At 71.5% G+C, this 14,866-nt stretch carries 12 protein-coding genes and 1 riboswitch; of the genes, 5 read left to right on the top strand and 7 right to left on the bottom strand.

The features are described 5' to 3' along the window. Position 1 precedes the first annotated feature (1 nt). Together ACWGKJ_RS11290 and ACWGKJ_RS11295 are read left to right on the top strand one after the other, a co-directional pair. Positions 2-826: an LLM class F420-dependent oxidoreductase gene (locus ACWGKJ_RS11290; protein WP_385025566.1), complete on the top strand. Its 825-nt coding sequence runs from the start codon at positions 2-4 to the stop codon at positions 824-826. After that, entirely contained in the window at positions 826-1,257 is a 432-nt protein-coding gene (locus ACWGKJ_RS11295) for a TIGR03668 family PPOX class F420-dependent oxidoreductase (RefSeq protein WP_385025563.1), read from the top strand. The genes ACWGKJ_RS11290 and ACWGKJ_RS11295 overlap by 1 nt, the downstream gene beginning before the upstream one ends. A 62-nt stretch (positions 1,258-1,319) precedes the next feature. Here ACWGKJ_RS11295 and ACWGKJ_RS11300 read toward each other — a convergent pair whose 3' ends face one another. The 6 genes from ACWGKJ_RS11300 to ACWGKJ_RS11325 all read right to left on the bottom strand — a co-directional run bounded on the left by ACWGKJ_RS11300 (position 1,320) and on the right by ACWGKJ_RS11325 (position 8,334). Further along, positions 1,320-2,678, bottom strand: a complete 1,359-nt coding sequence (locus tag ACWGKJ_RS11300) for an MFS transporter (protein ID WP_385025560.1) — start codon at positions 2,676-2,678, stop codon at positions 1,320-1,322. Between the two features lie 169 nt (positions 2,679-2,847). Continuing rightward, positions 2,848-3,228 (bottom strand): RidA family protein, encoded by a 381-nt coding sequence (locus ACWGKJ_RS11305; RefSeq protein WP_385025557.1) that lies wholly within the window; start codon positions 3,226-3,228, stop codon positions 2,848-2,850. A gap of 42 nt (positions 3,229-3,270) precedes the next feature. Further along, on the bottom strand, positions 3,271-4,083 hold the full coding sequence (locus ACWGKJ_RS11310; protein ID WP_385025554.1) for a hypothetical protein: 813 nt from the start codon (positions 4,081-4,083) through the stop codon (positions 3,271-3,273). Further along, positions 4,080-5,072: a membrane dipeptidase gene (locus ACWGKJ_RS11315; RefSeq protein ID WP_385025551.1), complete on the bottom strand. Its 993-nt coding sequence runs from the start codon at positions 5,070-5,072 to the stop codon at positions 4,080-4,082. Before ACWGKJ_RS11315 ends, ACWGKJ_RS11310 begins: the two co-directional genes overlap by 4 nt. Further along, entirely contained in the window at positions 5,069-6,844 is a 1,776-nt protein-coding gene (locus ACWGKJ_RS11320; RefSeq protein ID WP_385025548.1) for a hypothetical protein, read from the bottom strand. The genes ACWGKJ_RS11315 and ACWGKJ_RS11320 overlap by 4 nt, the downstream gene beginning before the upstream one ends. Next, entirely contained in the window at positions 6,841-8,334 is a 1,494-nt protein-coding gene (locus ACWGKJ_RS11325) for an aldehyde dehydrogenase family protein (protein WP_385025545.1), read from the bottom strand. Before ACWGKJ_RS11325 ends, ACWGKJ_RS11320 begins: the two co-directional genes overlap by 4 nt. 111 nt (positions 8,335-8,445) lie before the next feature. On the opposite strand from ACWGKJ_RS11325, the gene ACWGKJ_RS11330 reads away from it, so the two are divergent. Continuing rightward, positions 8,446-9,339, top strand: coding sequence for a LysR family transcriptional regulator (locus ACWGKJ_RS11330; RefSeq protein WP_385025542.1), 894 nt, complete (start codon positions 8,446-8,448; stop codon positions 9,337-9,339). A gap of 31 nt (positions 9,340-9,370) precedes the next feature. Here ACWGKJ_RS11330 and ACWGKJ_RS11335 read toward each other — a convergent pair whose 3' ends face one another. Beyond that, entirely contained in the window at positions 9,371-10,876 is a 1,506-nt protein-coding gene (locus tag ACWGKJ_RS11335; RefSeq protein WP_385025539.1) for a carotenoid oxygenase family protein, read from the bottom strand. A gap of 258 nt (positions 10,877-11,134) precedes the next feature. Here ACWGKJ_RS11335 and ACWGKJ_RS11340 point away from each other — a divergent pair, with 258 nt between their 5' ends. Both ACWGKJ_RS11340 and metE read left to right on the top strand, forming a co-directional pair. Beyond that, on the top strand, positions 11,135-11,968 hold the full coding sequence (locus ACWGKJ_RS11340; RefSeq protein WP_385025536.1) for an SAM-dependent methyltransferase: 834 nt from the start codon (positions 11,135-11,137) through the stop codon (positions 11,966-11,968). 108 nt (positions 11,969-12,076) lie between these two features. Continuing rightward, a riboswitch (cobalamin riboswitch) is annotated at positions 12,077-12,299 on the top strand. Positions 12,300-12,462: 163 nt separating this feature from the next. Then, positions 12,463-14,787, top strand: a complete 2,325-nt coding sequence (gene metE / locus ACWGKJ_RS11345) for a 5-methyltetrahydropteroyltriglutamate--homocysteine S-methyltransferase (protein WP_385025533.1) — start codon at positions 12,463-12,465, stop codon at positions 14,785-14,787. Positions 14,788-14,866 lie beyond the last annotated feature (79 nt).

Below are 14,866 nucleotides of genomic sequence, written 5' to 3' on the forward strand. Positions count from 1 at the left end.
TATGAAGTTCGGGATCTCCACGTTCATCACCGACCTGAGCATCCGGCCCGCACCCCTCGGGCGGGCCATTGAGGAGCGCGGCTTCGACTCGCTCTTCATCGCCGAGCACAGCCACATCCCGGTGGACCGCCGCTCGCCGTACCCCGGCGGGGGCGACCTGCCCGACATCTACTACCGCACCCTCGACCCATTCGTGGCGCTGAGCGCCGTCGCCACCGTCACCGAACGTCTCCTGGTGGGCACCGGCATCGCCCTGGTCCCGCAGCGCGACCCGATCCACACCGCGAAGGGGATCGCTTCGCTCGACCTGATCTCCGGGGGCCGGGCCGTCTTCGGTGTCGGAGTCGGCTGGAACCGTGAGGAGATGGCCAACCACGGCACCGACGCCGCCACCCGGGGCCGACTCGTCGACGAGCGGCTGCGGGCGATCATCGAGCTGTGGACCAGGGAGAAGGCCGAGTTCCACGGCGAGTTCGTCGACTTCGACCCCGTCTACTCCTGGCCGAAGCCGGTGCAGCGGCCGTACCCGCCGATCTACGTCGGCGGTGGCAGGGGTGCCTTCCCCCGGGTCGCGGCACTCGGTGACGCCTGGCTCGCCAACAGCGTTCCGCCCGCGCAACTGCGGCCCCAGATCGAGGAGGTCCGCGCCGCGGCGGGCCGCGATGTGCCGGTGACCGTGTACGCGGTACCCGACACCCCAGAAGCGATCGAGGGATACGCGGAACTCGATGTGGAGCGGGTCCTCTTCTCGCTGCCGTCCGATCCGGAGGCCGACGCCCTGGCACAGCTCGACCGGCTCGCCGGTGTCGCGGCGCGCTTCCGCTGATGCCCCGCCTGTCCGCATCGGAGGCGCGTGAGCGGTTCGCGGCGTCGAGGGTCGCCCGGCTGGCGACCACCGACGCCGCGGGCCGACCGCATCTGGTGCCGGTGGTCTTCGCGGTGACGGGCGAGACGCTGGTCATGGCCGTCGACCACAAACCGAAGCGTTCGTCCCGCCTCAAACGGCTGGCCAACATCCGTACCAGCCCCGGAGTCTGTCTGCTCACCGACTGCTACCGGGAGGACTGGGACCAGCTGTGGTGGGCGCGCGCGGACGGGCAGGCCCGGGTACTGCCGCCCGCCGGCCAGTCCGCCGACGCGGCGCGCCATGTGGCGCTGCTCATGGAGAAGTACCCCCGGCAGTACGCGGGGCGGCCACCGGCCGGTGAGGTCGTGGAGGTCGGCGTCACGCGCTGGACGGGGTGGCGGGCGACGTAGCCGGGCCCGCCCTCCGGGGAGACCGAACCGGCGGGCGGGGCGGCGGGGTCAGGACCGGGCGGTCAGGGCCGGGCGGTCAGAGCTGACGTCACATGCAGGTCCGTGTTCTTGGTCTCGGGCGCCATGAAGAAGCTGACGAGCGCACCGACGAGGGCGATACCCGCCGCGATGTACATCGTGGCGCTCAGACCCAGCGAGGCCAGGGACCACGGAGTCGCGAAGGTGCCGACCGCGGAGCCGATCCGGCTGATTCCCGTACACAGCCCGACCGCGGTGGCGCGGACCTCGGTGGGGAAGAGTTCGTTCGGGTAGATCCATTCGAGGATCGACGGCCCTCCGTTGAAGACCGCGTACACCGCGAAGGCGATGGCGACCATCCACAGGCCGGAGTCCGGCTCGACCGCGAGGTAGAGCAGACCGAGTGCGGAGACCGCGAACCCTCCGATGAGGACAGGACGGCGGCCCAGCCGGTCGACGAGGAGGAGGGCCACCACATTGCCGATGAGGAAGAACAGGTTGATCAGGCCATAGCCCAGATTCGCCTCGTCGGTGCCGCCGTCCAGGTTGAACAGGGCGAGGACCTGGGGCCCGAAGGCGTAGATGGCGAAGAGGGTGACGATGGTGCAGGTCCAGAACACCGAGATGAAGACGACGCGCCTGAGGTAGCCGCCGGTCAGCAGGGCGCGCATCGGGACGGCGCCCTCCTCCTCGGGCAGGTCCGCGAGCGTGGCATTCTCGGCGACGGTCTCCCGGAGGACGTCGACCGCCTCCTGGGTACGCCCCTTGCTGTGCAGCCAGCGCGGGGACTCCGGGATACGCGCCCGCGCGCAGACGATGACCGCAGCGGGGACCGCCGACGAGGCCAGCATCCACTTCCAGCCGTCCGGCGAGCGCAGCAGGAGGTACCCGACGAACGCGGCGACTGTCGCGCCCACGAACCACATGGCGTTCAGACCGCCGAGGAGCTTCGCCCGCCATGCCTTGGGGGCGAACTCGGTCACGAGGGAAGTGGCGATGGGGTAGTCCGCGCCGACGGCGATGCCGATGAGCAGCCGGAGCACAAAGAGTTCGATCACGTCGGTGACGAAGAACTGCAGGATCGAGCAGACGATGATCGCGATCAGATCGATCATGAACATCAGCTTGCGGCCTATGCGGTCGGTCACCGCTCCGAACACCGCGCCGCCGACGAAGACGCCGATCAGCGCGGACGCCCCGATCAGCCCGGACCAGAGGATGCTCATCTTCCACTGGTCCTGTATCTGGACCATGGCGATGCCGATGATGCCGAGGATGTAGCCGTCGAGGAACGGTCCTCCGGAGGAGACCAGCGAGAGCTTGATGTGGAACTTGTTGAGCTGAGCGGTGTCGAGCGAGGAGCCGGTGCGGTGGCCGGCTGAGGCGGATGTGTCGACGTCCATCGGGTCCGTCCCATCAAGGGTTCAGAAGCGCGGGAAGCGTCTCTGCGCGAGGCGAGAGCTGGAGGTGCCAGGGCGGCGGGGGGACCGCGTGGCGCGGGGAGTGAGTGACCGGATGCGCCCCGGTCTGCGGAGCGGGGGAAATGCGGGGTGTGTCCGTACGCCGCGGCCGTTACGGGCCGGGGAAGAGGGCCGCCACCGCGTCGATCTCGATCCGCTTGGCGCCGCGGAAGGCGGCGACCTGCACCGTGGTGCGGGGCGGCAGCGGAACGTCCGCCAGGCGTTCGAGGTAGGCGGCGTTGTACGGGTCGAACTCGGCGAGGTCGGCCAGGTACACCGTCAGCTTGAGCAGTGTGCCCAGGCCGGCGCCTGCTGCTGTCAGTACGGTCTCCAGGTTGTCCAGGGCCAGCCGTACCTGGGCGCCGATGTCGTGCGGAGTGCCGCCGTCTGCGGTGACGGGGACCTGGCCGCAGGCCCAGACAGTGCCGTTGTGGACGGCTGCGGCGGAGTAGGGCCGGGGCCGGCCGTCGGGGTGGGGGACGAGAGTCGCCATCGTCGGTCATCCTCTGCGGTGCGGTGCTGCGGGGGCGGGGGTTCAGGGGTGTTCGGGAACCAGGTAGCGGCGGGCGGCGCCGTGGATGGTCTCCCACGGTCCTGGGGCGACCCGCAGGCCGTGCGTCAGGGCTGTGGTGAAGCGTTCGTGGTGCTGTGCCGGGGTGCGGGCCGGTGGCAGGTCCGGACTCTGTCCGGGCCGGTTCCAGGGGGTCAGCAGGGTGCCCGCGCCCACGCGGCCGGTGCCGGGGAGACCGGGTGCGTCCGCGGCCCGGCCGGCGGGCTGCCCGTCGAAGACGGCCGAGGACGCCGACCGGTACAGGGTGCCGTCGGGGGTGGCCAGCACGCAGGCTCCGGGTGAGCCGTCCGCCCGTACCCGCGTGGCCAGGAGCGGGGCCGAGGTACGGGCCGCCGCGCTGACGAGGATCCACTCCACCGAGGGCGTCCACGCTCCGGGCAGCAGCACAGGACGCGAGCGCGCCGCTGCGAGATCCGCTGCCGGAGGGCCGAGGAGCAAGGGGCCGCGCCCGGCCGGATCGTGGAGTACGAGAAGGGTGTCGCCGGAACACGCGACCGGGTGCCGGCCCCTCGGGACACGGTCCAGCTCCTCGGCCAGTGCGCGGACGCCCGTCCCGTCCAGGACCTCGCCGAGCACCACGAGCTCTGCCGCCGTCGCGGCTTCCCCGCTGGAGGCTCCGGCGGCCACGAGGGCGCGGAAGGCGGCCTCGCGGATCTCCCGTACCGCGACCCGGAAGCCGTCGTCGGCCGACCGGACGGCACGGTGCGTGTCCGTGTCCGTGCGGGTGTACGTGCCCGTGCGGGTGCCGGTGTCCGCGCCGGTGGGCCGCCCGGTCATCGTGACTCCGTGGGGTCGAAGACCTCCGTGAAGAGGCGGAGCCAGTTCTCCCCCATCACCTTGGTGACGGTGGTGGCGTCCAGACCGGCGGAGAGCAGCCCGTCGGTGACCGCGGGGAAGTCCTCGGGGCCGCCGAACCACTGCGGCCACGCGGGCCATTCCGGTTCGACGGGGTTGGCCGACGGGGGCCGCCAGCGCCCGTTGCGCAGCCAGGCGACGAAGTCCTGGGACCAGTTACGCGTACAGTCGCTGCCGATCGCCACATGGTCCGGACCGATCTCGTCGACCAGCCGGGCGACCATCGAGCAGAACTGGTCACGGGTGGTCAGCTCGCCGCCCAGGACGTTGGGGTACAGACAGCATCCGATCACCCCGCCCCGGTCGGCGAGAGCCTTGATGACGTCGGCGGGCTTGTTCCTGGGGTGGTCGAAGAACCAGGTCGGGTTGGAGTGGGTGATCGCCACCGGCCCCTCGGACGCCTCGATGGCGTCCCGCGAGGTCCGGTTGCCCACGTGGGAGAGGTCGATGAGCATGCCGACCCGGTTCATCTCGTCCACGATGTGGCGGCCGAAGGCCGTAAGCCCCGAGTCGTGCTCGTCGTAGCAGGCGCCGCCGACCAGGTTCTGGATGTTGTACGTGAGCTGCGCGACGCGCACCCCGAGCCGGTGGAACACCTCCACGAGCCGGTAGTCGTCGGCGAAGGGGGAGGTGTTCTGGAAGCCCAGCAGCACCGCCACCCGGCCGGCGGCCTTCGCCGCACGTATCTGTTCCGCCGTCTCGGTGAGTACGACGATGTCGTCGTTGTCCCGGGCCAGCTGGTACCAGTCGCCGACCGCGCGCATGGTCTCGCTCGGCCCCTCCCACACGGCGCAGGTGGCGTTCACACCGGTGACACCGCCGGTACGGAGCTCTTCGAGCACCTTCCGGTCCCAGTTGTTGATCTCCAGGCCGTCCACGACGACCAGGTCCTCATGCGCGAGCGAACTCACCGTGCGTCCTTTCGGGGTTTGCGGGCGAAGAACCAGTCGTGCTCGGTCCCGGCCGCGATGTCGGAGGCCCGGGGGGCGCCGGAGAACAGCGTGACCCGGAGCCAGTCCGTCGACTGGGGGCTGTAGTTGTCCATGCCGTACAGGGCCAGCTGGAATCGCTGCAGGTGCAGGGGGAGGAAGTCCTCCGCGAGCAGGTTGGCCCGCACCTCCGCGTAGGGGTGGCCCGCCAGCGACTGGACCCGGGCCGCCGCGCCGCGGTGCCAGGGGTGTGCGAGCAGGAATTCGGCGACGGGCCGGCCCTCGTCCGCGCTCTCCAGATCGCTGAGCATTGCGGTCACCGCGCGGGCGATGTCGACCGGGTGCTCCACCTCCTCGCCGGGGTCGGTGCCGCGCCGGCCGCGCCGGGGTTCCTCGTTGTCCTGTGAGGAGAACCAGAAGTGCGCCTGTTGGACCGGGTCCCCGAAGTCGAAACGGCGCACCCAGCCATAGCGGTCGAGTACATCGGAGCGGAGTTCACCGCAGGTCTGCGCGGGTGCCACCTGGAGGGTCTGGTCGCAGTGCAGCAGGGCGTCGATGTCCGCGTCGAGTTCGTCGTGGACCTCGACGAGCAGCGAGTCGACGACTCCGCGTGCCTCAAGGCCGATCTCCCCGGCCGCCGTGTGCAGGTCGTACCAGGCGCGGTCGGTCCGCCTGCCCAGGATGCGGCCGGTGGTGAGGTATCCGTCGAGCAGGTCGGCCACCTTGTCGAGCTGTCCGGCCAGTTCGGGGCCGGGCAGATAGGGCGCGGTGGCCAGGGTGTCGCGTTCCCGGTAGTACTCGCGTGCCCGGTCCAGCAGCCGGCGGACCCGGAGCGTGCGGGCGTCCTGCGGTGACGTGGTCTGCTGGAGGGCGTACGCGAGGGGCAGTTCGCGCACCGCACACCAGGCGTCCAGCACCTGGGGGTGGTTGATCACATAGGGGACCATGCCGAGCCCGGTGGCGTTGCCGAGTCCGAGGAAGCGCCGCCATTCCCCGTCCAGCGTCGCGGCGTTCGGGCTCTTCGCTGCGGCGCAGTGTTCGACCAGGTCGTAGCTGAGCTCGCGCAGCAGCCAGGCGGTCAGCATCTGCGAGCGGTAGGGCAGCCGCAGCGGGTGGCCGGGGCGGAGCCTGCCGAAGTCGGCCAGTCCGAACTTGCCGTTGCTGTAGAAGGCCGTGCTGCGCAGGACGTAGGCGGCGTCGCCCAGGTCGGCCGGGTCGGGCTGCTGTCCCCCGGCGAGCCGGTCCACCACGTAGTCGAAGAACCGCCTGCTGCGGTTGGCCCGTGTCCACACCAGGGTCGCCGCGTCGGCGCGGCCCGTCTCCTGCCCCGGCACCTGGCTTCGCAGTGCGGAGCGGCGGGTCTCGTTCCATTCGCCCTCGACCAGGGCGGCGGTGATGTCCCATGCCTCGGCGACGACCCTGTCCGTACGCTGCCCGTCGGCCAGGACGGTGGAGAAGGCGACGAACCTCAGCTCATGGCCGTCGGCGTCGATCCGGTAGACGGCCTCGCCTCTCCCCTGTCCGTCGATGTCCCAGGTCTCGCGGGTCACGGTCCAGCGCTGTGCGGCGGCGGCGCGGAGGAAGGAGCGGGCGAAACTGTGCCGGGTGTGACGGGCGGACCCCAGGTCCTCCGGATCGAGCACCTGGTCCGCCGGGCGTGCGAACTCCTGGGCCCTGCACAGCAGTTCGGTCGGACGCCCGGTAGGCCGACCGGTCGGGCGCACCGCCGTACCCGCAGCCGGTCCGCCGGTCACGACCGGCTCCGCGCGGGGGTCCCGGTGCGCAGGTACGCCGTCTTGGACCAGGTGAAGAACTCCGCGCCGCTGTCGCCGTTCTGCTCGCGCGGCGCCGGGAAGGAGGAGTCCTTCAGTCCGCCGAACGGCGCGTGCAGCTCCGATCCCGTGGTGGGCGCGTTCGCCTTGACCAGCCCGGCGTCGAGCTCTTCGACACAGCGTCGTACGGCCCGTTCGTCGCAGGTGAACACCGCTGCGGTGAGGCCGAAGCGGGTCCCGTTCGCGATCCGGATCGCCTCGTCCAGGTCGGCCGCGCGCACCAGGGTGGTGACCGGGCCGAACACCTCCTCCTGGCAGATCGTCAGGCCGGGGTGGCCGCCGAGCAGGGTGGGGGCGAAGTAGCAGCTTCCGTCCGCTGCGGGGCCGGCGGCGGCGCGCGCCAGTACCTCGGCGCCCTCCGACAGGGCCTGCTCGACCGCGGCTTCGACCTCCTGACGTGCCCTCGCGGAGACGAGGGGGCCGATGGTCACACCGTCGTCCAGTCCGTCGCCGACGACCAGGGCCTCGACGCGTTGCCTGAGTTCCGGCAGGAGGGTGTCGTACGCCTCTCCCACGGCGATGATCCGGCGGGTCCCGGTGCACTTCTGGCCGGTGCTCCCCATCGCGCCGGCCACCAGGTCGGCGGCGGCCACGGCCGGATCGGCGTCGGGCAGCACGATGGCGGCGTTGTGCCCGCCGAGTTCCATCTGGACCTTGGCCCCGCGCGGTACCGCGGCGGCCTGGATGGAGCGGCCGACCTCGACCGAGCCGGTGAAGGTCACCCCCGCGATCTCCTCGCGCTCCACCAGGGCGGCGCCGACGCTGCCGGGCGCGAGGAGGAGGTTGAGCACGCCTGCCGGTACGCCCGCGTCCGCCAGTACCCGGGCGAAGGCCTCGGCCACGGCGACGGTGTCACTGGCGGGCTTCCAGATGACCGCGTTGCCCCACAGCAGGGCGGGGGCGATCTTCCAGGCGGGGATCTGCAGCGGGAAGTTCCACGGAGTGATCGCCGCGACGGTCCCGAGCGGGCGCCTGAGCGTACGGATGACCTCGTCGGGGTGGCCGGACGGATAGGTGGCTCCGTCGGCGGCGCGGGCCCGGGAGGCGTGGTAGTGCAGGGTCTCCACCGATGCGCCGACCTCGGCACGGGACTCCGGGAGGGTCTTGCCCTCCTCCCGCGTCATCAGCAGCGCGATCTCCTCGGCCCGGTCCGCGAGCAGCCCGGCCGCCCGGCGCAGGACCAGACCGCGCTGGATCAGGCCCTGCGCGGACCAGCCCGGCTGTGCGGTCCGTGCGGCGGCCACCGCGTCGTCGAGGAGCGTCTTACCGGCTGTCCGGTACACGGCGACGGCCCGGTCCGGGTGGGCGGGGTCGAGGCTGCGGGCCTCGGCCCCTTCCCCGTCCACCCACTCCCCCGCGATGAGGTGCCGGAGCTTCGTCGGCTGGTCAGGGGCGTTCGGAATGTCCGGCACGGCGGAGCTCCTCGGTGTTCGACTGCGGCTTCCCGTCACACGTTAAGCAGTCGTCGGACACGTGAGAAGTATCTATTGTCATGGGATTAATAAGCTGCAAGTATCAATGGCATGGAGCTCCGTCAACTCCGGTATTTCATCGCCGTCGCAACCGAGATGAACTTCCGCCGTGCCGCCGAGCGGCTGCATATCGCCCAGCCCGCGCTGAGCCAGCAGATCAGCAAGTTCGAGAAGGAGTTGCAGACCCCGCTGTTCCGGCGTACGACACGCAGCGTCGAGCTGACCGAGGCAGGGCGCGTGCTGCTGACCCAGGGGCGGCGGGTGCTGGCCGAGGCCGATCACGCACTGTCCGCCGTCGGGCACGCCGCGCACGGCGACATCGGCCTGCTGCGCATCGGCTTCGTCAGCTCGGCCGCGCTGAGCATCGTGCCGCGCAGCGTGCTGGCCATGCAGCAGTCCTGGCCTGCCCTCCACCTCGAACTGGCCGAAGCCACGACCGACGCCCAGCTGGAGTCGATCAGCGAGGGCCGTCTCGATGTCGGGATCGCCCGTGAGGTGGACGCGGCGACCGGGCTGGTCGTCCGGCGCATCCACCGTGAGCGCCTCGTCGTCGCCGTACACGAGTCGCACCGGCTGGCGGGCCGGAGCGCGGTGGAGCTGGCCGACCTCGCGGGCGAACGCTTCCTCACCTTCCCCCGGCACCAGGTGTCACGGCTCTACGACCACATCGCGGCGCTGTGCCACCAGGCCGGGCTGCGGCTCGAAGCGGCCCAGGAGGCCGTGCAGTTCCCCACCCTGCTCGGGCTGGTCGCCGCCAACACGGGCGTCACCATCGTCCCCGACTGCCTGCGCGTCCTGTGTCTCCCGGCCCTGCGGTACGTGCCGTTGACGGACCCCCCTGCGTACTCCACGGTCTCCGCGGTCTGCCGCTCGGACCGGCAGGACGCCCCTTCGGTGCGCAACTTCCTCGCCACGGTCGCGGAGTTGCGGTTCGGCGACACCTGATCCGCCGGGGTTGTGGCCCGGCTGCCGACCGTCACGCGTCCGCCACCCAGCTGCCGTGGAAGCCCAGCGGCACCCTTCCCGGGAGATGGACGCGGGCCAGCGGGTGGCCCGTGACGTCCTGCGCCGAGAGGATCACCAGGTCGGTGGCCCCGCGCTCCGGGTCGTTCACATAGGTCACGAGGTACCCGTCGTCCTCGTCCCGTGCACCCCGGCGCGGCACGAAGACCGGCTCGCCGGCCGCCGCTCCCTTCGCGAAGCGGTGCCCCTGGGAGCTGCCGCGCAGCATGTCGTGCTTGATGACGCAGTTGGTGAACGTGTCGTCCGGCGCCACCCCGTCGACCGTCTCGTACGCGACCCACATCTCGGCCGCGCTCGCCGTGTACCCGTAGCGGTGCCGGCGCGACACCAGCGATTCGTTGATCCGGGGGAACTCCTGCGCACGGTCGTCGAGCCGGGTGGCGGTGATACGGCCCGCGCCCAGGTCGATCGTCCACCGGTTGAGCGTGGGCGTACCGGTCGTGGAGGGCCCGCCGTTGCCCCGGCCCGCCGCGTAGAACGGGGCGGGCATGGAGGTGAACTCCACCACCACGGTGTCGCCCTGGTCGTAAGCGTTCAGTGTGTGCGCGTAGTACGACGGGTCGATATCGAACCACCGGGCGGCGCCGCCGGTCCGCGGCATCACACCGACCCGCATCGGGTGCCTGTCGTTCCAGACGTAGGGCACCGCCGCGCCCGCTCCGGCCGCCGCCATGTCGAAGGTGACGGGTACGTCCACGAGCACCACGTACTTCCGGGTGAGCGCGAAGTCGTGCATCATCGGCGCGTCCGCCACCGGGATCCTGGTGGACCGTGCCACCCGGCCGGTCCGGTCGATCATGAGGTGGCGGACATGGTCCCAGGTCGGGTAGTACGCCACGGCGTGCAGCTCGTCCGCGGCGGCGTCGTACTTCGTGTGCGCGGTGAACGCGCCCTCCAGTGTGGAGCGGAAGTCGTACGGACGCAGGGTGTTCAGCTCGCCGTCCAGCTCGTACGGCAGGGGGCCGCTCTCCTGGAGCGCCAGGATGCGCCCCTTGTACGGGATCACATGCGTGTTGGCCGCGAAGTCGTCGGGCGGGACCTCGCCCCGGTAAGGCTCGCCCAGTTTCTTCGCCACCTGCGACGAGCGCACCCAGCGGTTGCGGTACCACTCGGCCCGCCCGTCGCGCAGCCGCACCCCGTGGACCATGCCGTCCCCCAGCATCCAGTGGTGCGCCCGCGGGTCCTCGATACCGAGGGCATTCGGGCCGGTACGCAGGAAGCGGCCGTCCAGGTCGCGCGGCACCCGCCCGGTGACCTTCAGGCCGAACGCGGTCAGTTCCTCGGTGACCGGCGCGAACGCGCCCTCCAGGAAGGGGAACGTCTGCGCGCCCTCTCCCCCGGCGGCGACCGCGGCCGACGCCGAGGAGGCGCAGGGGCCGAGCCCCAGGCCCCCGACCACGCTCCCCGCCGCCGCGAGCGCCGCCCCCTGCAGAATCCTCCGCCGTGTGTGACTGGCCATCAGGCCCTCCCCGTTTCGTGGCCGGGCCCGGCAGTGGTCTGCCGGACCCTCCGCCGGCGGACCTTCCGTCGCCGACAGGGAACAGCGTGCGCCGGAAAGCACCGCGGCACAGGAGTGCTGGGGCCCGAACCGGGGGTGGTGCGAGCACCACCCCCGGGCTGCGCACCCTGTGTTGGACATGGCCGTGGATCAAGTTCACTATCGACCCCAAGCGTTGAGCAACAGAGGAGAGATCCGTTGTCGTCACCGGACGAGTGGATGAGCCCTGCGAACGACCGGGCGCCGATCGACCTGCGTACGGACAGGGCCCATCCCGCCCGTATCTACGATGTGTTCCTGGGCGGCAAGACGAACTATCCCGCCGACCGTGCCATGGCCGCCACGGTGGCCGAGAAGATGCCGTCGGTGCAGCTGGCCGCCCGGATCAACCGGGAGTTCGTACTGCGTGCTGTGCGGTATCTGGCGGGCGAGGCGGGCATCCGGCAGTTCCTGGACATCGGCACGGGCATACCGACGTCGCCCAATCTGCACGAGGTCGCGCAGGAGACGGCGCCGGAATCGCGCGTCGTGTACGCGGACAACGATCCGATCGTCCTCGCCCACTCCCGGGCCCTGCACGTCAGCAGCCCGGCCGGGCGCACCGCGTACATCCCGGCGGACTTCACCGATCCGGACAGCATTCTCGGGTCCGCGGAACTGCGCGACACCCTCGACCTCGGGCAGCCGGTGGCCCTGACGATGGGGCTGCTGCTGCACTGGATCGACCCGAAGGACCAGCCGCACGCCGTCGTCCGGCGCCTGATGGACGCGCTGCCCGCCGGCAGCTGTCTGGTGATATCGGTGTTCGCCCGGGAGCTCGCGGGTGGCTCCGCCACGCTGCAGGACGATTTCGCGGCCGAGGGCACGGCGCTGCGGCCGCTCACCCGGGACGAGACACTGCGCTTTTTCGACGGCACGGAGCTGATCGAGCCCGGTCTGGTCGCGCCCCATCTGTGGCGGCCCGCGACCGTCGTACCCGAGATCGGACACCCGGAGGCCGGACCCGATGCCGCCTCGGCCCCGATCTGGGCGGGACTCGGGGTGAAGAGGTAGCCGCCGGACGGGAGCGGCGGGGCGCCGGGCGGCCGTCAGGACCGCCCGGTGTCCCACATCACCGTCCGCGATGTGGGCAGATGCCCCCGCGCCGGGGAGTCTCCGCCTAGGCTGGCTGGTGCAACTGGTTCGCCCCGTCCGCCAGGCGGGATGCGTCGTAAGAGGGAACCCGGTGGAAATCCGGGACTGCCCCGCAGCGGTGAGTGGGAACGACCGCCGTCATACGCACTGGGCCCGGCCGGGTCTGGGAAGCGACGGCCAGTAGGTGGACGCCCCTTGGAGGGTGACCGTGCCCGCGAGTCCGAAGACCTGCCCGTTGCCCGTGCGCGACCGTTCGCGTACGGACATCCCGGTGACCTCGTGGGCGGGTCGGCGCGCATACCGGCGGGACAGCCGTGCCTCATGGCACGTGCGAGGCCCTACGGTCCGTCATCCCTTCGCGCTCCCGTCCCGTCTCCGGGATCTCAAGGAGTCATCTCGCGAAGGAGATTTCCGTGACAGCGAAGCCCGAAGCCGCGGCAGCACGGGCCACCGTGTACGGCTACCCCCGCCAGGGCCCGAACCGGGAACTGAAGAAGGCCGTCGAGGGTTACTGGAAGGGCCGCGTCGACGCCGACGGCCTCCGGGAGACCGCCGCAGATCTGCGCCGGTCGAACTGGCAGCGCCTGGCGGAGTCCGGCATCCATGAGGTGCCCACCGGTGACTTCTCGTACTACGACCACGTACTGGACACCAGCGTCATGGTCGGCGCGATCCCCGAGCGGCACCGCAAGGCCGTCGAGGCCGACGCACTCGACGGCTACTTCGCGATGGCACGCGGCACTCAGGAGGTCGCGCCCCTGGAGATGACCAAGTGGTTCGACACCAACTACCACTATCTGGTGCCCGAACTGGGCCCGGACACGGTGTTCACCGCCGACTCCACCCAGCAGACCGGGGAGTTCCGGGAGGCGACCGCCGGCGGGCTCACCGCCCGCCCCGTCCTCGTCGGCCCGGTCACCTATCTGCTGCTGGCCAAGCCCGCCCCGGGCGTCGCGGCGGACTTCGAACCGCTGACGCTGCTCGACCGGCTGCTGCCCGTCTACGCCGAGGTGCTGGCCGATCTGCGGGCGGCGGGCGCGGAGTGGGTCCAGCTGGACGAGCCGGCCCTCGTCCAGGACCGCACCCCCGCCGAACTGAACGCCACCGCACGCGCCTACCGGATGCTCGGTTCGCTCGGCGACCGCCCGAAGCTGCTGGTCGCCTCCTACTTCGACCGGCTCGGTGACGCGCTGCCCGTCCTGGCGAAGGCTCCGGTGGAGGGCCTGGCGCTCGATTTCACCGGCACCGCCGCGGCCAATGTGGACGCGCTGGCCGCCGTCGGCGGGCTGCCCGGCAAGCGCCTGGTCGCCGGTGTGGTCGACGGGCGCAACGTCTGGGTCAACGACCTGGAGAAGTCACTGGCCACCCTTGGCACCCTGCTCGGCCTGGCGGACCGGGTCGACGTCGCCGCCTCCTGCTCGCTCCTGCATGTGCCGCTCGACGCGACCGCCGAACGGGACATCGACCCGCAGATCCTGCGCTGGCTCGCCTTCGCCCGGCAGAAGACCACGGAGATCGCGACCCTCGCCAGGGGACTTGCCGGGGGTACCGGCGCCATCGCGGCCGAACTGGCCGCCAACCGGGCCGATCTGGCCTCCCGGGCGGGGTCGGCGATCACCCGTGACCCCGCCGTACGGGCCAGGGCCGCCGCGGTCACGGACGCGGATACGCACCGCTCCCAGCCGTACACCGAGCGGGCCGCCGCCCAGCGCGCCCGCCTCGGGCTGCCGCTCCTGCCGACCACCACGATCGGCTCGTTCCCGCAGACCACCGGATTGCGGGCGGCCCGCGCCGACCTGCGGGCCCGGCGCATCGGCACCGCGGGGTACGAGGAGCGCGTCAGGGACGAGATCCAGCAGGTGATCGCCTTCCAGGAGACGGCGGGGCTGGATGTCCTGGTGCACGGCGAGCCCGAGCGCAACGACATGGTGCAGTACTTCGCCGAGCAGCTCACCGGCTATCTCGCCACCCAGCAGGGGTGGGTGCAGTCCTACGGGACCCGCTATGTCCGCCCGCCGATCCTGGCCGGCGACATCTCACGTCCGGAGCCGATGACGGTGCGCTGGACGACGTACGCCCAGTCCCTGACCGGCCGCCCGGTCAAGGGCATGCTCACCGGCCCGGTCACCATGCTCGCCTGGTCCTTCGTCCGCGACGACCAGCCGCTCGGCGACACCGCCCGGCAGGTCGCCCTGGCCCTGCGGGACGAGGTCGGCGACCTGGAGAGCGCGGGTACTCCGGTCATCCAGGTCGATGAACCGGCCCTGCGCGAAACGCTGCCGCTGCGCTCAGCCGACCGCGCCGCGTATCTGGACTGGGCCACCGAGTCCTTCCGCCTCACGACGAGCGGAGTACAGCCGGCCACCCAGATCCACACGCATATGTGCTACGCCGAGTTCGGCGACATCGTCCAGGCCATCGACGACCTCGACGCCGATGTCATCAGCCTGGAGGCGGCCCGCTCCCATATGCAGGTCGCCCGCGAACTGGCCGGGCACGGCTACCCGCGTGAGGCGGGGCCCGGTGTGTACGACATCCACTCGCCGCGGGTACCGAGCGCGCAGGAGGCCGCGGCCCTTCTGCGCAAGGGGCTTGAGGCCATTCCCGCCGAGCGGCTGTGGGTGAACCCGGACTGCGGCCTGAAGACCCGCGGCTGGCCCGAGACCCGGGAGTCGCTGGAGCACCTGGTCGCCGCCGCCCGTGAGGTGCGCGCCGAACTGACCGCCGGGGGCGCCTGACCGGTCACCGGGGCCGGGCCGTACACCACTCGCCGCCCGGCCCCGGGCCCGCTGCCGGAGACTGCCCGCCCACGGCCCC

Source organism: Streptomyces sp. NPDC054757 (assembly GCF_053612185.1).

Coding starts and splice junctions, on each gene's coding strand:
- ACWGKJ_RS11295 (WP_385025563.1), top strand. CDS start 826: ATGCCCCGCCTGTCCGCATCGGAGGCGCGTGAGCGGTTCGCGGCGTCG.
- ACWGKJ_RS11330 (WP_385025542.1), top strand. CDS start 8,446: ATGGAGCTCCGTCAACTCCGGTATTTCATCGCCGTCGCAACCGAGATG.
- ACWGKJ_RS11335 (WP_385025539.1), bottom strand. CDS start 10,876: ATGGCCAGTCACACACGGCGGAGGATTCTGCAGGGGGCGGCGCTCGCG.
- ACWGKJ_RS11305 (WP_385025557.1), bottom strand. CDS start 3,228: ATGGCGACTCTCGTCCCCCACCCCGACGGCCGGCCCCGGCCCTACTCC.
- ACWGKJ_RS11310 (WP_385025554.1), bottom strand. CDS start 4,083: ATGACCGGGCGGCCCACCGGCGCGGACACCGGCACCCGCACGGGCACG.
- ACWGKJ_RS11290 (WP_385025566.1), top strand. CDS start 2: ATGAAGTTCGGGATCTCCACGTTCATCACCGACCTGAGCATCCGGCCC.
- ACWGKJ_RS11340 (WP_385025536.1), top strand. CDS start 11,135: ATGAGCCCTGCGAACGACCGGGCGCCGATCGACCTGCGTACGGACAGG.
- ACWGKJ_RS11300 (WP_385025560.1), bottom strand. CDS start 2,678: ATGGACGTCGACACATCCGCCTCAGCCGGCCACCGCACCGGCTCCTCG.